We start from the raw sequence: 15,090 nt of genomic DNA on the forward strand, positions 1-15,090 counted from the left end.
GCATCGCGGCCACGGCCCCCGAGTCAGGTCGGGATCTCGACCGTTTCGTCTTCGGCGAGGATGCGGTAGGCCCTGGCGACCGAGGGGCGTTGCTCTGGTTCTTGCCCCGAGGTGCTGACGCGCTTCTGGGCGATCGCCTGTGAACCGGCCCAGGGGAACAAATGAGCCTGTAGCCGCCCTGCGTGTCCGGCGCCCGTGCCACCTCGACACGGGCGCCGGACCGATCTCCTTGTCCGGCCGGTCTGCCCGGCCCACGTCACCCGCAGAGGGCACGGACAAGTTGCACCCTGTGTACCGTCGGGTCCGTTGCCGGACCTACGGATAGCTCACCAGGTAGGCCACGTTGCTGCTGGGTGTGACCTGGTTGCCGGTGTTGTCGATGATGTGGTTGATGGTGCCGTCGCCGCCCAGGACCGTGGTGACCATGCTGTGGAACTTCACCGCTGACGTGGTGGGCACCTCGATGGCGTGACCGAGGACGACGGAGGGGTTGTCGCGGAGGTAGGCGTAGACGCCCACACCCCAAGCCTCGTGCGAGGTGACCGAGTTGGCGACCTTGTAGGAGGCGTAGCCGAGGTCGCCCCCGCTGGTGGTCCAGGCGGACTGGTCGGGCACGTCGTAGGGGGTCTCGCTCTGGTAGAAGTACGTGCGGCCGCCGTTGCCGTTCCAGGTGGTCTGGTACTTCTGGAAGTGCTCGACCGCCAGGCCGTACATGGTGACGTCGTCGCCGTTGACGATCAGTCCGTTGGCGGCCGGATTGGTCGTCCAGCCGACGCCGTTGGTGTGGTCCGCGCGCCACAGCCAGAGGTCGTCGCCGATGACGTCGTTGCTGTTGATCACCAGTGTCTGGGTGGCCTTGCCGGCGATGTCGCCGCCGATGCGGAAGAAAACGTCGTGCAGCACGATGGGATCGGCGGTGTGGCTGGCGGTCGAGCCGGTCGGGCCGACCTGCATCAGGGTGCTGGAGTTGGTGGTGTTCGCACTGATGAGCAGCCCGGCGATGTCTATGCCGTCGGCGTCGGCGGTGGTGATCGCGGTGACGCCGTTGTCCGGTACGAGGGTGGCCAGGCCGAGGCCGAGGACGACGGTGTCGGGGCGGGTGATGTTGAGCGGGGCGGAAAGGTGGTAGACGCCGGGGGCGACGATCAGGTTCTTGCCCGCGGCGAGCGCATTGTTGATCGTCGTGGCGGTGTCGCCGGGCTTGACGATGTAGAACTGGCTGATCGGCAGGGAGGTGCCCGGGGCGTTGCCGTTCGTCCAGTCGGGGCCCTGCACGTTGGTGCGCGCCGAGGGGACGAACACCTGCCAGTTGCCTGAGCTGTCGACGTAGAGGAACGGCTTCTCGCGCATCACGGGGCTCTGGTCGACGGTGGTGTACTGCGGGCTGGGGAAGCTGGTCGCCGGGGCGCCGGTGTCGCCGCTGAAGACCATGTTCCAGTTGTGCCCGGTCCAGCCGCCGTTCATGGCGGTGTCCTGGGTGAGGAACTGCTGCTGGGTCCCGGAGTTGATCTGGCCAAAGACCCGCGAGTCGCCGATGTAGCCGCCGCTGGACCAGTTGGTGGTGGTGCCGTGGGTGTCGTCCCAGAGCTTCATGCCGCCGTGCACGTCCATGCGCCGGAACGGGTCGGCCTGCGAGACGGCCCACATGGTGCTGCCCGAGCTGGGGCTCACCGACATGTTCTCCGCGTCGCGCCAGAAGTTCTGGGTGGCGTTGCCGTCGCTGGTGCGCCCCTCGACGTGCACACCGCCGCCGGTGATGGACACCTGGTCCGGTGACAGGCCGAGCCCGGCGACCTGGGTGTAGTAGCCGACGGGTATGTCGACGTTGTAGGTGCCGGGGGTGAACAGCAGGGCGTTGCGCTGGGTGCCGAACTCGTTGTTCTGCTGGGTGCTGTAGACCGAGTTGATCTTCGACTGAATGGTGGACGCCGGCATCGATGGATCGAACACCGTGACATTGGGGCCGAAGTCCGGGGTGCCGGCCGGCGGGGTGATGCCGGCGGACAGCGAGAAGGACTGGGCGGCGGTTCCGTTGCAGGTGTACTGCTGCAGCTGGACGCTGTCGGCGGTGGACGCCGACGGCACATCGAGGCACTTGCCGCTGTTGCGGTTGACGAAGTGGTACGTGCCGGAGGCCTCCGCGACCGGTTGCCACTGCTGGTTGGCGCCGCCGCCGTAGAGCCACAGCTGGGTCAGCGCGCCGTCGGCGGTGGAGACGCCGGTCTCGTCCCACACCTGGTCCGGCGCGGAGGCCAGGCCGATCCGGTAGTAGCCGCTGTCGGTGGGGGTGAACTGCCAGGACTGCGCGCCGGTGCCGTTGCAGGTGTACTGCTGCACGGCTGTGCCGTTGCCGGTGGCACCGCCGCTCGCGTCGACGCACTTGCCACTGCCTGCGTTGACGACGGTGGTGGGAGCGGTCGGGATGCTCGCGGCGGCGGCCCCCGGGGCGGACGCCAGCGCGATACCGGCGGCGGCCGGCAGCAGGAAGGCGGCCGTGAGGGCGGCCGTGCGTCTGCGCCGGCGAGGTGCGCGGACGCGCGCGGCGGGAACGGCGGCAGGAACGTCGGTCACACGTGTCTCCTCGGTCGCGATGTGGGGCGCGATGCCGATCGGACGCTAGGGGCAGCCCGCCCGGCCGTCAATACATCAAAATATAAGGCGTGAATTATCTTGGTCATCGGCGGGTGCGGTGAGGGCCGCCCAGGGAGGTGTGGTCCCGCCGCGTCCCGTGGCTGGGCCGATCAGGGGCAGTGTCGGATCGGCCCTCTTGGGGCGAGGCGCAGAACCAGGGATCGTCGTGCACGGGTACGTCGAGGCGCGACGGAGTCCTTCGCGGACACCCCGGCCGCTGCCCGCACCCTCGGTGCCCTGCTCGACGCGGGCATCGGCCATGCGGCCCCTTGGACGTAGCGGCGAGCCGGGAACACCTGGCCGGGTTCCGCGACACGCTCGCCCGTCCGGCCGCCCGTACGTCCCACTCGCCGAGGGCGGCTTGACCCTCGACAGCGGTATCGCGGCCATGTCGGACTGCTGGACCGCCACCCGGACACGGACGGCGTGTTCGCAGCCAACGACCTCATGGCCCACGGCGCCTGCCAAGTGCTGCGCCGGCGCAGCCGCCGGGTGCCCGAGGACGTGGCCGCCGTCGGCTTCGACGACTCCGGTATCGCTGTCACCTGCCGTTCTCGACTGACCACGTCCGCCAGCCGGTTGAGGAGAGGGCGGCGGAGCTGACCCGCTTGCTCGACGAGCACACCCACGGCGCACTCACAGACGCGACGCCGGTCGTCTCCGAGCCCTGACGTGTGGGTCGCGAGTCGGCGTGACGGTGCGGTCAGATCCATACCGGATGCGTCAAGGGATGTAAGCAGAGCCCGACTTGGGGCTGATCGGGCGGTCGGAAGCCGAATGCGCCGGACACGCCACACGCGACACCGGAGGCGAGATCAGTGCCGTGTCGTCGACAGGGCCGCAAACCCGACTGATTTCGGCTTCAGTTGTTGACGGCTGACACCGGTAGGACTACAACCCGAGAGAGCGCTCTCATGTCTGCTGTTGCTCCATCCCCACGCATGCCGGACCGGCTTGAGGAGACCCCACATGCAGAGTTCCGCCAGCGCACCCACCCGCAGACCGCCGGTCGGCGCCGCACGCCCACGCGCGGCCCTCGGCCTGGTCGTCGCCCTGATCGCCGCCTGCTTCGCAGTCCTGGCACCGACGCCCGCGCGCGCCGCCGACCAGTTACTGTCCCAGGGCAGGCCCGCCACCGCCTCCTCGACCGAGAACGGCTCCTTCCCCGCAAGCGCGGCGGTCGACGGCAACACAGGCACCCGCTGGTCCTCGGCCTTCTCCGACCCGCAATGGCTGCGGGTCGACCTCGGATCCGTCCAGCAGCTCAGCCGTGTCACCCTGAACTGGGAGGCCGCCTACGCGACCGCCTTCCAGATCCAGACCTCCACCGACGCCAGCACCTGGACCACCGTCTACTCCACCACCACCGCCACCGGCGGAACGCAGGACATCGCCATCTCCGGCAGTGGCCGCTACGTCCGCCTCTACGGCACCGCGCGGGGCACCCCGTACGGCTACTCCCTGTGGGAGTTCCAGGTCTACGGCCCCGGCGGCACCACCCCGCCGGACGACTTCTGGGGCAGCACCAGCGACATCCCCCCGGCGAGCAACGCCGTCGAGGTGAAGATCCTCAACCGCACCAACGGCAAGTATCCCGACAGCCAGGTGTACTGGAGCTTCAACGGGCAGGTGCACTCCATCGCCGAGCAGCCCTACCTCGACATGCCGGCCAACTCCGCGGGCCGCATGTACTTCTACCTCGGTTCGCCCAACAGCCCGTACTACGACTTCATCGAGTTCACCGTCGGCAACAATGTCTTCAACGGCAACACCACCCGGGTCGACGCCTTCGGCCTCAAGCTGGCCATGCGCCTGCACAGCAAGGACGGTTACGACGTCGAGGTCGGCGAGAACCGGCAGACCTTCGCCGAGGACCGCGCCACCACCTTCCAACGCTTCACCGACGCCGTTCCGGACCAGTTCAAGGTCCTGGCCCAGGCCCAGGCCCCGTACCGGATCATCGCGCCCGGCAGCGACCCCAGTTTCCGCGCGGGCGGCGCCAACGCGAACTACTTCACCGCCTACGCCCAGTCAGTGGGCGTGAACGCGGCCACCTCCGACATCTTCGGCTGCGCCGCCTCGCTGGCGGGCAACCCCGACATGTGTGCCGCCCTCAACCGCCACGTCGCCACCCTGCCGGCCTCCGAGCAGTCCGACCCGGCCCAGTTCTACACGGCGGCACCAGCCAACTACTACGCCAAGTTCTGGCACGACAACGCCATCAACCACCTCGCCTACGGCTTCCCCTACGACGACGTGGCGGGCCAGTCCTCCTTCATCTCCCACGCCGATCCGCAATGGCTCCTGGTCGCCGTCGGCTGGTAGCCGATCCGTTGGCACGGACACCGAACGCATGCTGATCCCCTGACTGGCGGGTTCGGCGGGTCGCACGACCCCGCCGAACCCGACGGCCCCGTATCCGTCGCCCCCGCATGCCCCGTTCCCCGGACGGAGGGCGCAAGGTGGGACCACCCAGCACACCGATCACACCAGATCGCCCGACAACCGCCCGAGTCGCAGAGGCTTCCGCGCTCTCGGCGCCACCGTCGGCGCGACCGCGGCTCTTGGCCGTCTGCCTGTCAACTACCTTTTCACTAGGCTTACTTCACTACTTGACGAAAGCAGTCGCCCCCCTTTAGGTTCTCGGGTCAGCCACGCGTTGTACGACGCCTCCCTCCGTTCATGAGGTGAGGCGTCGGCCGCCACCCCCATGTGAAAGGCCACCCCCCTCTCATGGCCCGATCCCTTTCCACAGCCGCCCTCACCGCCGCACTGGGTCTCTCCGCGTGCCTGCTCACCGCAGCCCCCGCCCAGGCCGACACCGGCACCATCACCGGGCTCGCCGGCAAGTGCCTCGACGTCGCCGGGGCCAACTCGGCCGACGGCACGCCCGTCCAGCTCTACGACTGCAACGGCACGAACGCCCAGCAGTGGACGGTCGACAGCGACGGCACCATCCGCGCCCTCGGCAAGTGCCTCGACGTGACCGGCAATTCGACCGCCGACGGCGCCAAGGTGCAGCTGTGGTCCTGTACCGGCGGCGCGAACCAGAAGTGGACCGTCACCGCCGCCCACGACATCGTCAACCCCCAGGCGAACAAGTGCCTGGACGTCACCGACAACAACTCCGCCAACGGCACCCGTGCACAGATCTGGAGCTGCAGCGGCGGCGCCAACCAGAAGTGGAACGCACCCGCGAGCGGCGGCGACAGCACTCCGTCCGGCTTCGTGGTGAGCGAGGCGCAGTTCAACCAGATGTTCCCGAACCGGAACTCCTTCTACACCTACAGCGGACTCACCGCGGCCCTCAGCGCCTACCCCGGCTTCGCGAACACCGGCAGCGACGCGGTCAGGAAGCAGGAGGCCGCCGCCTTCCTCGCCAACGTCAGCCACGAGACCGGCGGACTGGTCTATGTCGTCGAGCAGAACACCGCCAACTACCCCACCTACTGCGACTGGAGCCAGCCATACGGCTGCCCCGCCGGGCAGGCCGCCTACTACGGCCGCGGACCGCTCCAGCTCAGCTGGAACTTCAACTACAAGGCGGCGGGTGACGCGCTCGGCATCGACCTGCTCAACAACCCCTGGCAGGTGGAGAACAACGCCTCCGTCGCCTGGAAGACCGGCCTGTGGTACTGGAACACCCAATCGGGACCAGGCAGCATGACCCCGCACAACGCCATGGTCAACAGCGCCGGATTCGGCCAGACCATCCGCAGCATCAACGGCTCCCTCGAATGTGACGGCAAGAACCCGGCCCAGGTGCAGAGCCGCGTGGACGCCTACCAGCGCTTCACACAGATCCTCGGGGTCTCACCGGGCAGCAACCTGTACTGCTGACGCCGGCCGCCCCGACAAGGAGCCGTAATGCCCAACGTGAAGTCCCTTGCCAAGGGCCTGCTCGCAGCGCTCGGTGCGATGACGCTCGTCGTGGCCGTTCCGGCGAGCGCGCACGCGAACGTCGTGCAGTTGCTGCCGGAGAACGCCGACGGCCTGGAACAGACCTTCTCCCCCGCCTATGACTACGATGGCGACGGCTGCTATGCCACCGCCGCCATCGGCGCCGACGGCACCATCAACCCCGGTCTGAAACTCGGCGGCGACGTCAACGGCCACTGCCACGACTACGCCCAACTCGCCAACGCCAACACCTACTCACGTGAGAAGTGCAACAACGGCTGGTGTGCCGTCATGTACGCCAGCTACTTCGAGAAGGACCAGGCGACCTACGGCCCGGCCGCCATCGGGCACACCCACGACTGGGAGCACGTCGTGGTGTGGATCAACAACAACGAGGTCCAGTACGTCTCGGTGTCCCAGCACACCAGCTACCAGGTGGCCGCCCGCTCTTCAGTCCGCTTCGACGGCACCCACCCGAAGATCGTCTACCACAAGGACGGCCTCTCCACCCACGACTTCCGCTTCGCCAACAGCAACGACGAGCCTCCGGAGAACGTGACCGGCGGCTGGTTCTACCCGCGCCTGGTGGGCTGGAACGGCTACCCAGCCGGTTTCCGGGACAAGCTGATGAGCGCCGACTTCGGCGCGGCCACTATCAAGATCAAGAACGGCGACTTCGCCTACGCGCTGGCACACTCCATGCCCTCGGGCATCCCCTTCGATCCCAACGCCTGATCTGCGGAACAGGGGGATTGCACCCGGGCCGGTAGCGCCGCATCCAGCTTCCTGGGCGTCCGCAAGTTGAATCCCCAAGGCACAACGTGGCTGACGCCAAGGGCTCCGTCCTCCCGCACCGACGCTCAAGCAACGGAGCCCACCATCGGCCAGTGCACGAACGCCCACCGCAACGCATGGACCCGAGCGACCCTTCTTCGGACGTTTCTACTTCACCTGCGCTGGGCGACAGCGCCTACGCGGCCCGCCTCGACGGGCCTGACCGGCGTGAGGTCCTCGTCCCCAAGGCAACCTGACCGGCATCGCGCAGCCGCACTTGCGACCGGAACGAGCTTCTAGGCCCGGTAGGCCGCGGAGATCTGGCCGACCAGGACGGCGAAGGGCATGTCGAGGGCGCCGTAGACGGCAGCGGACTCCGGGGCCGCGTTGTCCGCCAGGGCCTCGACCATGAGGGTGGCATAGTCGGAGACGATGACCCCCGCCTGCTGCATGCGCAGCAGTCCTGCCTCGCGCTTGGCCTGGCTGAACGTACCGGATGCGTCCACGGCAACGTACGCGTCGTACCCGGCGGCCGTCGCGGAGATGGCGGGCAGCGCCGCGCACACCTCGAGAGACACCCCGGCGAAGATCAGTTTCCGCCGACCGGTGGCCTCGATGGCCTCGCGGACCCGATCGTCGTGCCAGGCGTTGACCGTGCTGCGATCGATGATCTTGTATCCGGCCGGCAGTGCCTTGACCAGCTCCGGGATGATCGGCCCCCACATGCTCTCCGCAGCGGTGGTGGTGACGACCAGCGGGATGCCCAGGACAGTCGCCGCCCGCGCCATGGCCACCACGTTGTGCTTCAGTTCGCCGAGCGGGATGTCCCGGACGCCGGACAGAAGGCCCACCTGGTGGTCGACGAGCACCACGACGGCGTTCTCCCGGGTGATCGGTTCCAGGAACTTGCTATGCGCGCTCATCTTCCGCTCCTTCGGGTAGAGCCGCAGTGGATTTAGTCATCAGTGTTGATAGTCAATATCAGTGACTACTTTGACGCTACGCCCCGGCCTTTCGCAGCGCAAGCGCCGGTCGGTCATGCGGGATTCGCGTGACGCCGTCCGAGCCCCGAGGCAGGTGAATAAAATCGCTGGTGACCCAGCACAGCGGCGGACGCGCCGGGACAGGAGAGGCGTTGGACGGGCACCACACCACGGAACCGGACCTCGGCATGCTCGCCGCCCGGGTCCTCCTCTCCGTCCAGCGCGAGCTGTTCTCCGCGCTCGCCGAGCAGGGCTTCGATGACATCCCGCCCCGCACCGGCGCCGTCCTCGCCTATCTACGCACCGACGGCATCCGTGCCAGCGAACTCGCCCGCGCCTCCGGACAGCACAAGCAGGTCATCGGCACCGTCATCGACGACCTCGAACGCCTGGGCTACGTCGAACGCAAACCCGACCCCGCGGACCGCCGGGCCAAACTGATCTGTCCCACAGAACGCGGCCTGCTCCAGATGGAGGCCGCCGCCTCCATCATGCGCACGATCGAGGAACGCCACGCCAGCGCTCTGGGCACACAGGAGTACGCCACTTTCAAGCAGGCCCTCCTTCGCGTCGCCGAATTCCAGCGCGAGGTCGAGCACGGCCATCAGGCACCGGGGGGCCGTCAGGACGGCTGAACGACCAGTCGACGGCTGGTCTCGGCACCACGTTCATCGGCGCCTGCGATGAGAGCCGCCACGAAGGTGCGGTGGGGTCGCCTCCCCTGGCCCCGGCGGCTCGTGACCGCTCTTCGAGTCCGTCGTCGAGCTCTCCGACCACGGAAAGGTGCTGGACCGCTTCCTCGAACTGTGCGCGTCGCAGATGTTCATGTACGGGGAGCAGAACAACTCTCAGTCGTGCCCCCGACACTGGCCGAAGGCGGCGCCGCATCGCCGAGATCAGCCGCTGAGCGCACTTCGCCGACCGCTGATACAGCCGGGTTACTCCGATCCCGGCTGCGGATCCCATGTGCCGTCGAGCGGGATTCCGGCGGCCGTCGCGATCCGGTCGCGCGATTCAAGGATTCGGGTCTTTAGCGCCGGGAGGTCCACGTCCACCAGCGCGCCGTCGCGTTTGACCACGCGGCTGGCGACGAGAACGGTGTCCACCAGGCCGGGACGGCCGACGCTGACGATGGTGCCAGCCGGGTCAGTGACCGGGAAGACGGTCAGGTCGTCGGCGCGCAGAAGGGTGAGCCACTGCCCGACGGCGGCGTTCATGCTGCCGCACGCCGGGTCCTCGGACACACCGGCTCCGGGGGCGAAGGTGCGCAGCTCGAAGTCGTACTCGGATCCCTCGGGATAGGCCCCGATCGCGCCGACCATGGCGTCCGGGATGAGGGAGAGGTCGGGTTCGAGGCCGAGGACCTCCTTGGCCGTGGCCAGCTGGTCGCGCCAGGCGCTGTATCTCCTCATCGCTCAAGCCGGTCCCGTCCAGGACCACCGCGACCGGATTGCCGCCGTAGGGGATCGTGGAGAACACCTCGACCTGTGCGAACGAGCGAGTGCGCGGCGTGGTCATCGAGGGCCTCCCGGTAGCGGCTGCGGCGGATTCTGCGCGTCTCGCGCCCGGCGGAAACAGGTGGGTTCATCCAACGGGCACGCGCGCGGCCGGGACATGGCCACTGACACAAAGTGGACTGATCATCACGGGCAGTTGGCTACCGCGGGCGCTTGTGCCCGCGGTAGCCAGGGGCTCGGGGCCGGCACATGCTCCCCCGCCTATCGGGTTCCGGAGGGAGCGACCAGGCGACCGCCGACGAAGGTGTGGGTGGGGTGTAGGTCGCGCAGGGCATCGCCGGGGCAGTGGGCGGGCTCTTGGTCCCAGATCGTGAAGTCAGCCCAGCGGCCCGGGGTCAAGGTGCCGCGCAGATGGGACTCGCCCGTGAGGTGGGCCGCCCGGGTGGTGTGCAGGGTGAGGGCCTCGCCGTACGAGATCGCGTGCTCGGGACCCTTCACGCCGATGACCGTCTGCCTTGTGGTCATGCCCCACACCGAGCGCATCGCGCCGAACTGGCCGACCGGGAAGTCGGAACCCGCGCTGACCTGGGTGCCCAGATCGATCCAGCTGCGGGCCGGAAAGAGGCGGGCGACGCGTTCCGGGCCCCAGAAGCCCTCCTCGACCTCGGCGGTGTCGTGCAGCAGGGGCTGCTGGATGGTGACGGGGATGCCGAGGGCGACGGCGCGGGCGCGCTGCTCGGGGCCGGCGAGGCCGCCGTGCTCCATGACCAGGCTGCCGGCGGGCAGGCCGGGGTTGCGCTGCAGGACGCGTTCGTAGACGTCGAGGAGGGTGCGGACCGCGCGGTCGCCGTAGGCGTGCGTGCCGACCCGCCAGCCGCGCCGGACCACCGCCTCGACCGCCTCGACCAGCGCGTCCGGCTCCCAGATCAGCATCCCGGAGAAGGAGTGGTCACAGGCGTACGGCTCCTCGGTGGCGCCGGCCTCCAGGCCGCCGTCGAGGCCGAACTTCACGCCCCACACGGACAGGTATGGGTCGGAGTTGTCGCGCCACTCCTCCATGGTGTCGAGGAGGTCCTCCACCTGGGCCGCGCTGGTCATGCCGAGCGCCGAGATCAGCGCGCGCACCCTGATGTGCAGCGCGCCCGCCTCGCGGGCGGCTTGGAGCACCCGGTAGTCCTCGGGGGTGACCGCGCAGTCCCGCACGGTACCGATGCCGGTGGCGGCGTAGTCGCGGGTGGTGATGCGGAGTCCTTCGATGCGCTCGGCCCGGTCAGGGGCTGGAGCCAGGCGCTCCACCAGGTGCAGGGCGTTGTCGATCAGTCGGCCGTCCAGCTTGCCGTCGGCGTCACGGCCGATGGTGCCCCCGGGCGGTACGGGGGTGTCCTCGGTGATGCCCGCGAGACGCAGCGCGTAGCTGTTGACGACGTCGTTGTGGCCGCCGCGCTTGACCAGGACCGGGTGCCGCTCGGTCGCCTTGTCGAGTTCGGCCGCGGTGGGCATACGGCGCTCGGCCAGGTTGAGTTCCTGCCAGTTGGTGGTGGTGCGGATCCACTCGCCCTCGGGGGTGACCGCGGCCCGCTGCCGGATCAGGTCGAGGAACTCGGGGATGGTGCGGGCCTGGTGGACGGGGACGTCCTGGGCGCCGAGCGCGGCGAAGATCAGGTGGGTGTGGGTGTCGTCGAAGGCAGGCAGCACGGTCGCGCCGGGCAGGTCGCGGACCTCGGTCTTCTCGGTGACCAGGTGGTCGAGACCGTGCGGGTCGGCGGACACGGCCGCGATCCGGTCGCCGCGCACCGCCAGGGCCCGCTGCGGGACCTGGCCGGGCACCAGGGTGTGCACCGCGCCGGCGCGGATCAGCAGGTCGGCTCCGTGATCAGACATCGTCTTCTCCCTCAGCTCGCAGCGTTTCGAAGGTGCCGCTGACGAGACTGTTGTAGAAGCCGTTCGGTAATTCGCCGCCATATCTGGATCGACCGCGCAGGAAATACGCCATGCGCGCACCCCGATATGCGGATCATGCGCCAACGTCGATCGGGACGGACGCAGGAGCGCAGCCGCTCCGCTCGCATCACCCCGTGATCCCTGAGGCGGTGCGGCCGGCCGGGGCTGCGCGGACGCACCGCCGTACGTCGCCTCACTCCCTGTACACCGATCGCGCCTGCACACGACGGGCGTGCGCAACTCGGTGTGCTTGGCGCCGTTCGCTACGGAATCCGCCGGCCCTTCATCGCTGTGGCTGGGGGAAGACCACGCGGAGTGTCTGGACTCGTCTGTTGCGGCGGATCATGAGCCAGGCGAGGGTCGGCGGACAGGGGTCAGGGATGCCGGCGGGGTTGGTGACGTCCATTTCCCAGATGGTGACGGAGCGGCTGGCCACGACGTGGCGTAGATGCTGGGTGATGCCCTTGTCCCGGTTCTGCCGCATGGCTGGGAAGGGGTGGCAGCGTTCGCCCGGCGTGCCCAGGACACCGACCAGTTCAGCCTCCGGCGGCCACAGTTCCAGGATCTCCCTGGGCTGGCAGCCGCGCCGGGCGCCGTCCAGGGTGACCTCGGCTTCCCGTCGGCTCTCCTCGGCGAGCCGGGAGGCGCCGTCGTGCACGTGTGTGGCGGTCGCCAGCAGCACCTGAGCGAGCTTCGCCCGGGCCTGGTTGAGGCGGCTGCGCACCGTACCGACCGGGATCTCGCAGGCGTGGGCGATCTCCTGGTAGGAGGTGATGTTGCTGAAGTGGCGCAGCATCAGCACCAGCCGCAGCGGCTCGGGCAGTTGCTCCACCGCGTCCCAGATCCAGTCGCGCATCGCGTGCTGGTCCACGACCCGCTCGGGATGCGAGAGATACGAGGGATACGAGGGCCAGTGGTCACACGCGTGCAGGTGTTCGAGGGCGTCAAGGCCCGGTGCCTCCCGGCCGGCCCGCAGCCGCATGCGGGAGCTGTTGCGCACGATCGCCCGCAGCCAGGCGCCCACGGCCGCGGGATCCCGTACGTCGCCGATGCGCCGCAGCGCGGTCAGCGCGGCGTCCTGGACCGCGTCCTCCGCGTCGGGGCCGTAGCCGAGCAGGCTCAGTGCCACCGCGCGCATGGGTGCCTGGTGACGGGCCAGCAGCAGACCGAGCGCGGCGGTCTCGCCTGCTTGTGCCCTGCGGGTGAGTTCCTCGTCCGTTGGCGCATTGAGGTTTGTCATGGTGGCGAACGCCTCCGTGGCGACGTGGTCCGGTCCCGCGGGGCTGGGCCGCTGCCGGCCAAGGACCCTGGGCGTGCCTGCACTGCATCATTCCCCGGTCAGGACAGCTCCGGCAGCCAGCTGCCGTGGAAACCGGCCGGGACGGGGTACAGCAGCTCCACCACCGCCTGGACGGCAAGCTCGCGGGCGTCGAGCACGAGAAGCTCGCCCGCCCTGCCGTGGTCGTCCGAGACGAGCGACAGCAGCCAGCCGTCGTCCTCGCCGGCGCCGTCCGCCGCGGGTACGAAGACCGCCTCGCCGGCATGGCGACTGCCGGGGGTCTTGTGCAGGTGGCTGGTGCCGACCACGAGGTCGTGCTTGGCGATGCCGTCGCCGCAGACCGTGTACAGGTAGCGGTGGGGGCGCCCGGTCAGGGCCTCATTGTGGGTGGGGAACTCCGCCTGCCGCTCATCCAGTTGGGACTCGGTGACGCGGCCGGTGGCCGGGGCGAGGGTCCAGCGGTGCAGGACGGAGGGGGCTTGCGAGCAGCCTGGTTCCTGCACCCCGGCTCGGCCGCCGGGCCCGGTGGGGCCGCCGATGCTGGACCAGGCGTGCCGGAATCCCGCAGGTTCGTGGCGCACCGCGTCCAGCACGATCCGGCCGTTCGCATCCTCATAGGCGTTGCCGACGTGAAAGACGTAGCAGTCGTCGATGTCGTACCACCGCACGTCGGTGTTGCCGGGCCTGCGGGACATGATCCCGAGCCGGGCGCCGTACCGGTCGTCCCACCGGTAGGGCATGCCGCCGCCTCCGGGCAGGGCGGAGTCGAAGACGACGGGGAGGTCCAGCCACACGATGTGGTGCTCGGTGATGGCGAAATCGTGCATCATCGTCGGCCCCGGCACCTCGACCGGCCTGCTCTCAAGCAGCAGACCATCGGCCATGACCCGGTGGTAGGTGAGGTATGGCGGGGCGAACCCGGTGCCGAACAGGTGCAGTTCGCCCGTGATTGGGTCCTCCTTGGGATGCGCGGTCATCGCCGTCCTCAGCCGCCCGCTGAAGTCGTACGGTCCCACGGTCTCCAGCGTGTCGGTAACCCAGTAGGGCAGGCCCACCTCGCACAGAGCCAGCACCATGCCCGCGTGTCGGATCACGTGCGTATTGGCGGGCGTCGCCGCCAGGTCGACGGTGAAGTCCTCACGGATGAAGGGATGCCCCTCCAACTCCCTGGTGCGCACCCAGCGGTTGCGGTACCACTCGGCGCGCCCGCCGCGCAGCCGGATGCCGTGCAGCATGCCCGGGCCGGTGAACCAGTGACCGGAGACCTCGCCGGGCAGCGGGTTGGGGCCGTTGCGCAGGTAGCGGCCATCGAGCTCGGGCGGCAGCGAACCCCGCACGGTGAGACCGGCCGCCTCGCGCTCCTCCGGGACCGGTGCGAAGCGGCCCCGGAGGTGGCGAGGAAGGGACATCCCCTCGGTCATGCCCGCGTTCCGGGCGACGCGGCCTTCCTGACCAGCGCGGCGACCTCGGCGGGCTTGGACACGTACACGGCGTGGCTCGCGCTCGTCTCGTTCACCGTGGCCCCGGCCCGGTCGGCCATGGCCCGCTGGGCCGGCGGCGGGATCATGTGGTCGTCGGTGGCGACCAGGTAGAAGCTCGGCTTGGCACGCCAGGCGGGACGGGTGACGGTGCCCCCCAACGCGTCCACGCCCCAAGGCACTTGGGAGTCGGCCAGGAACCGCTCCTCGTCGGCGGGCAGGTCGGCGGCGAAGGACGCGGCGAACTTCTCCCGGTCCAGGAAGAGGAAGCCGTCACGGGGCGGCAGGATCGGCGGGACGGGCGCGCCGGGCGGCGGGTCGGCGATCAGGGTGTTGACGGATTCGTCCTTGTCGGGCGCGAACGCCGCGATGTACACGAGCGCGCTCACCTTCTCGTGGTTGCCCGCCTCGGAGATCACCGCGCCGCCGTAGGAGTGCCCGACCAGCACGGTCGGGCCGTCCTGCGCGTCGAGGATCAGCTTGGTGGCGGCGACGTCGCCGTCGAGGGAGAGGGTGGGGTTCTGCACGACGGTGACGGTGTAGCCGTCGGCGGTCAGCAGGTCGTAGACCCCCTTCCAGCCCGAACCGTCGACGAACCCGCCGTGGACCAGGACGACGTTCCTTGCTTCAGTGCTCATGTGTACGCA

11 protein-coding genes and 2 pseudogenes are annotated in these 15,090 nt (G+C 69.2%); 5 read left to right on the forward strand and 8 right to left on the reverse strand.

The genetic code is table 11. The features are described from left to right. Positions 1-315: 315 nt before the first annotated feature. A complete protein-coding gene (locus tag GQF42_RS01115) occupies positions 316-2,571 on the reverse strand; it encodes an RICIN domain-containing protein (protein ID WP_158916865.1) in 2,256 nt (751 codons plus the stop codon). A 320-nt stretch (positions 2,572-2,891) separates the two neighbouring features. Between GQF42_RS01115 and GQF42_RS01120 the strand changes: the two are divergent. The 4 genes and pseudogenes from GQF42_RS01120 to GQF42_RS01135 form a co-directional block, all read left to right on the forward strand. Next, positions 2,892-3,302, forward strand: a pseudogene (locus GQF42_RS01120) (substrate-binding domain-containing protein); the annotation flags it as partial. Positions 3,303-3,600: 298 nt separating this feature from the next. Continuing rightward, on the forward strand, positions 3,601-4,956 hold the full coding sequence (locus tag GQF42_RS01125; protein ID WP_158916867.1) for a beta-1,3-glucanase family protein: 1,356 nt from the start codon (positions 3,601-3,603) through the stop codon (positions 4,954-4,956). A 408-nt stretch (positions 4,957-5,364) separates the two neighbouring features. Beyond that, entirely contained in the window at positions 5,365-6,471 is a 1,107-nt protein-coding gene (locus GQF42_RS01130; protein ID WP_158916869.1) for a lectin, read from the forward strand. A gap of 27 nt (positions 6,472-6,498) precedes the next feature. Beyond that, positions 6,499-7,266, forward strand: coding sequence for an NPP1 family protein (locus GQF42_RS01135; RefSeq protein ID WP_158916871.1), 768 nt, complete (start codon positions 6,499-6,501; stop codon positions 7,264-7,266). Between the two features lie 335 nt (positions 7,267-7,601). Here the strand turns inward: GQF42_RS01135 and GQF42_RS01140 are convergent, their stop codons facing one another. Beyond that, positions 7,602-8,228, reverse strand: a complete 627-nt coding sequence (locus tag GQF42_RS01140) for an isochorismatase family protein (RefSeq protein WP_158916873.1) — start codon at positions 8,226-8,228, stop codon at positions 7,602-7,604. A gap of 170 nt (positions 8,229-8,398) precedes the next feature. Between GQF42_RS01140 and GQF42_RS01145 the strand changes: the two genes are divergently transcribed. Continuing rightward, a complete protein-coding gene (locus GQF42_RS01145) occupies positions 8,399-8,923 on the forward strand; it encodes a MarR family winged helix-turn-helix transcriptional regulator (protein WP_233273163.1) in 525 nt (174 codons plus the stop codon). Positions 8,924-9,226: 303 nt separating this feature from the next. Here the strand turns inward: GQF42_RS01145 and GQF42_RS01150 are convergent, their stop codons facing one another. The 6 genes and pseudogenes from GQF42_RS01150 to GQF42_RS01170 all read right to left on the reverse strand — a co-directional run bounded on the left by GQF42_RS01150 (position 9,227) and on the right by GQF42_RS01170 (position 15,081). Next, entirely contained in the window at positions 9,227-9,700 is a 474-nt protein-coding gene (locus GQF42_RS01150) for a PhzF family phenazine biosynthesis protein (RefSeq protein ID WP_199272536.1), read from the reverse strand. A 13-nt stretch (positions 9,701-9,713) separates the two neighbouring features. Continuing rightward, positions 9,714-9,806, reverse strand: a pseudogene (locus GQF42_RS47490) (phenazine biosynthesis protein PhzF); the annotation flags it as partial. 200 nt (positions 9,807-10,006) lie between these two features. Beyond that, a complete protein-coding gene (locus tag GQF42_RS01155) occupies positions 10,007-11,626 on the reverse strand; it encodes an amidohydrolase (RefSeq protein WP_158916875.1) in 1,620 nt (539 codons plus the stop codon). Between the two features lie 343 nt (positions 11,627-11,969). Next, positions 11,970-12,926, reverse strand: a complete 957-nt coding sequence (locus tag GQF42_RS01160) for an RNA polymerase sigma factor (RefSeq protein WP_158916877.1) — start codon at positions 12,924-12,926, stop codon at positions 11,970-11,972. Between the two features lie 98 nt (positions 12,927-13,024). Further along, positions 13,025-14,386: a carotenoid oxygenase family protein gene (locus tag GQF42_RS01165; RefSeq protein ID WP_158916879.1), complete on the reverse strand. Its 1,362-nt coding sequence runs from the start codon at positions 14,384-14,386 to the stop codon at positions 13,025-13,027. Beyond that, a complete protein-coding gene (locus GQF42_RS01170; RefSeq protein WP_158916881.1) occupies positions 14,383-15,081 on the reverse strand; it encodes an alpha/beta fold hydrolase in 699 nt (232 codons plus the stop codon). Before GQF42_RS01170 ends, GQF42_RS01165 begins: the two co-directional genes overlap by 4 nt. Positions 15,082-15,090 lie beyond the last annotated feature (9 nt).

The sequence above is a fragment of the Streptomyces broussonetiae genome (assembly GCF_009796285.1).
Classification (GTDB): Bacteria; Actinomycetota; Actinomycetes; order Streptomycetales; family Streptomycetaceae; genus Streptomyces; species Streptomyces broussonetiae.

What these genes read in the sequence shown, in the direction of transcription:
- GQF42_RS01125 (WP_158916867.1), top strand. Translation starts at nt 3,601, where the DNA reads ATGCAGAGTTCCGCCAGCGCACCCACCCGCAGACCGCCGGTCGGCGCC.
- GQF42_RS01130 (WP_158916869.1), top strand. Translation starts at nt 5,365, where the DNA reads ATGGCCCGATCCCTTTCCACAGCCGCCCTCACCGCCGCACTGGGTCTC.
- GQF42_RS01135 (WP_158916871.1), top strand. Translation starts at nt 6,499, where the DNA reads ATGCCCAACGTGAAGTCCCTTGCCAAGGGCCTGCTCGCAGCGCTCGGT.
- GQF42_RS01140 (WP_158916873.1), bottom strand. Translation starts at nt 8,228, where the DNA reads ATGAGCGCGCATAGCAAGTTCCTGGAACCGATCACCCGGGAGAACGCC.
- GQF42_RS01150 (WP_199272536.1), bottom strand. Translation starts at nt 9,700, where the DNA reads ATGAGGAGATACAGCGCCTGGCGCGACCAGCTGGCCACGGCCAAGGAG.
- GQF42_RS01155 (WP_158916875.1), bottom strand. Translation starts at nt 11,626, where the DNA reads ATGTCTGATCACGGAGCCGACCTGCTGATCCGCGCCGGCGCGGTGCAC.
- GQF42_RS01160 (WP_158916877.1), bottom strand. Translation starts at nt 12,926, where the DNA reads ATGACAAACCTCAATGCGCCAACGGACGAGGAACTCACCCGCAGGGCA.
- GQF42_RS01165 (WP_158916879.1), bottom strand. Translation starts at nt 14,386, where the DNA reads ATGACCGAGGGGATGTCCCTTCCTCGCCACCTCCGGGGCCGCTTCGCA.
- GQF42_RS01170 (WP_158916881.1), bottom strand. Translation starts at nt 15,081, where the DNA reads ATGAGCACTGAAGCAAGGAACGTCGTCCTGGTCCACGGCGGGTTCGTC.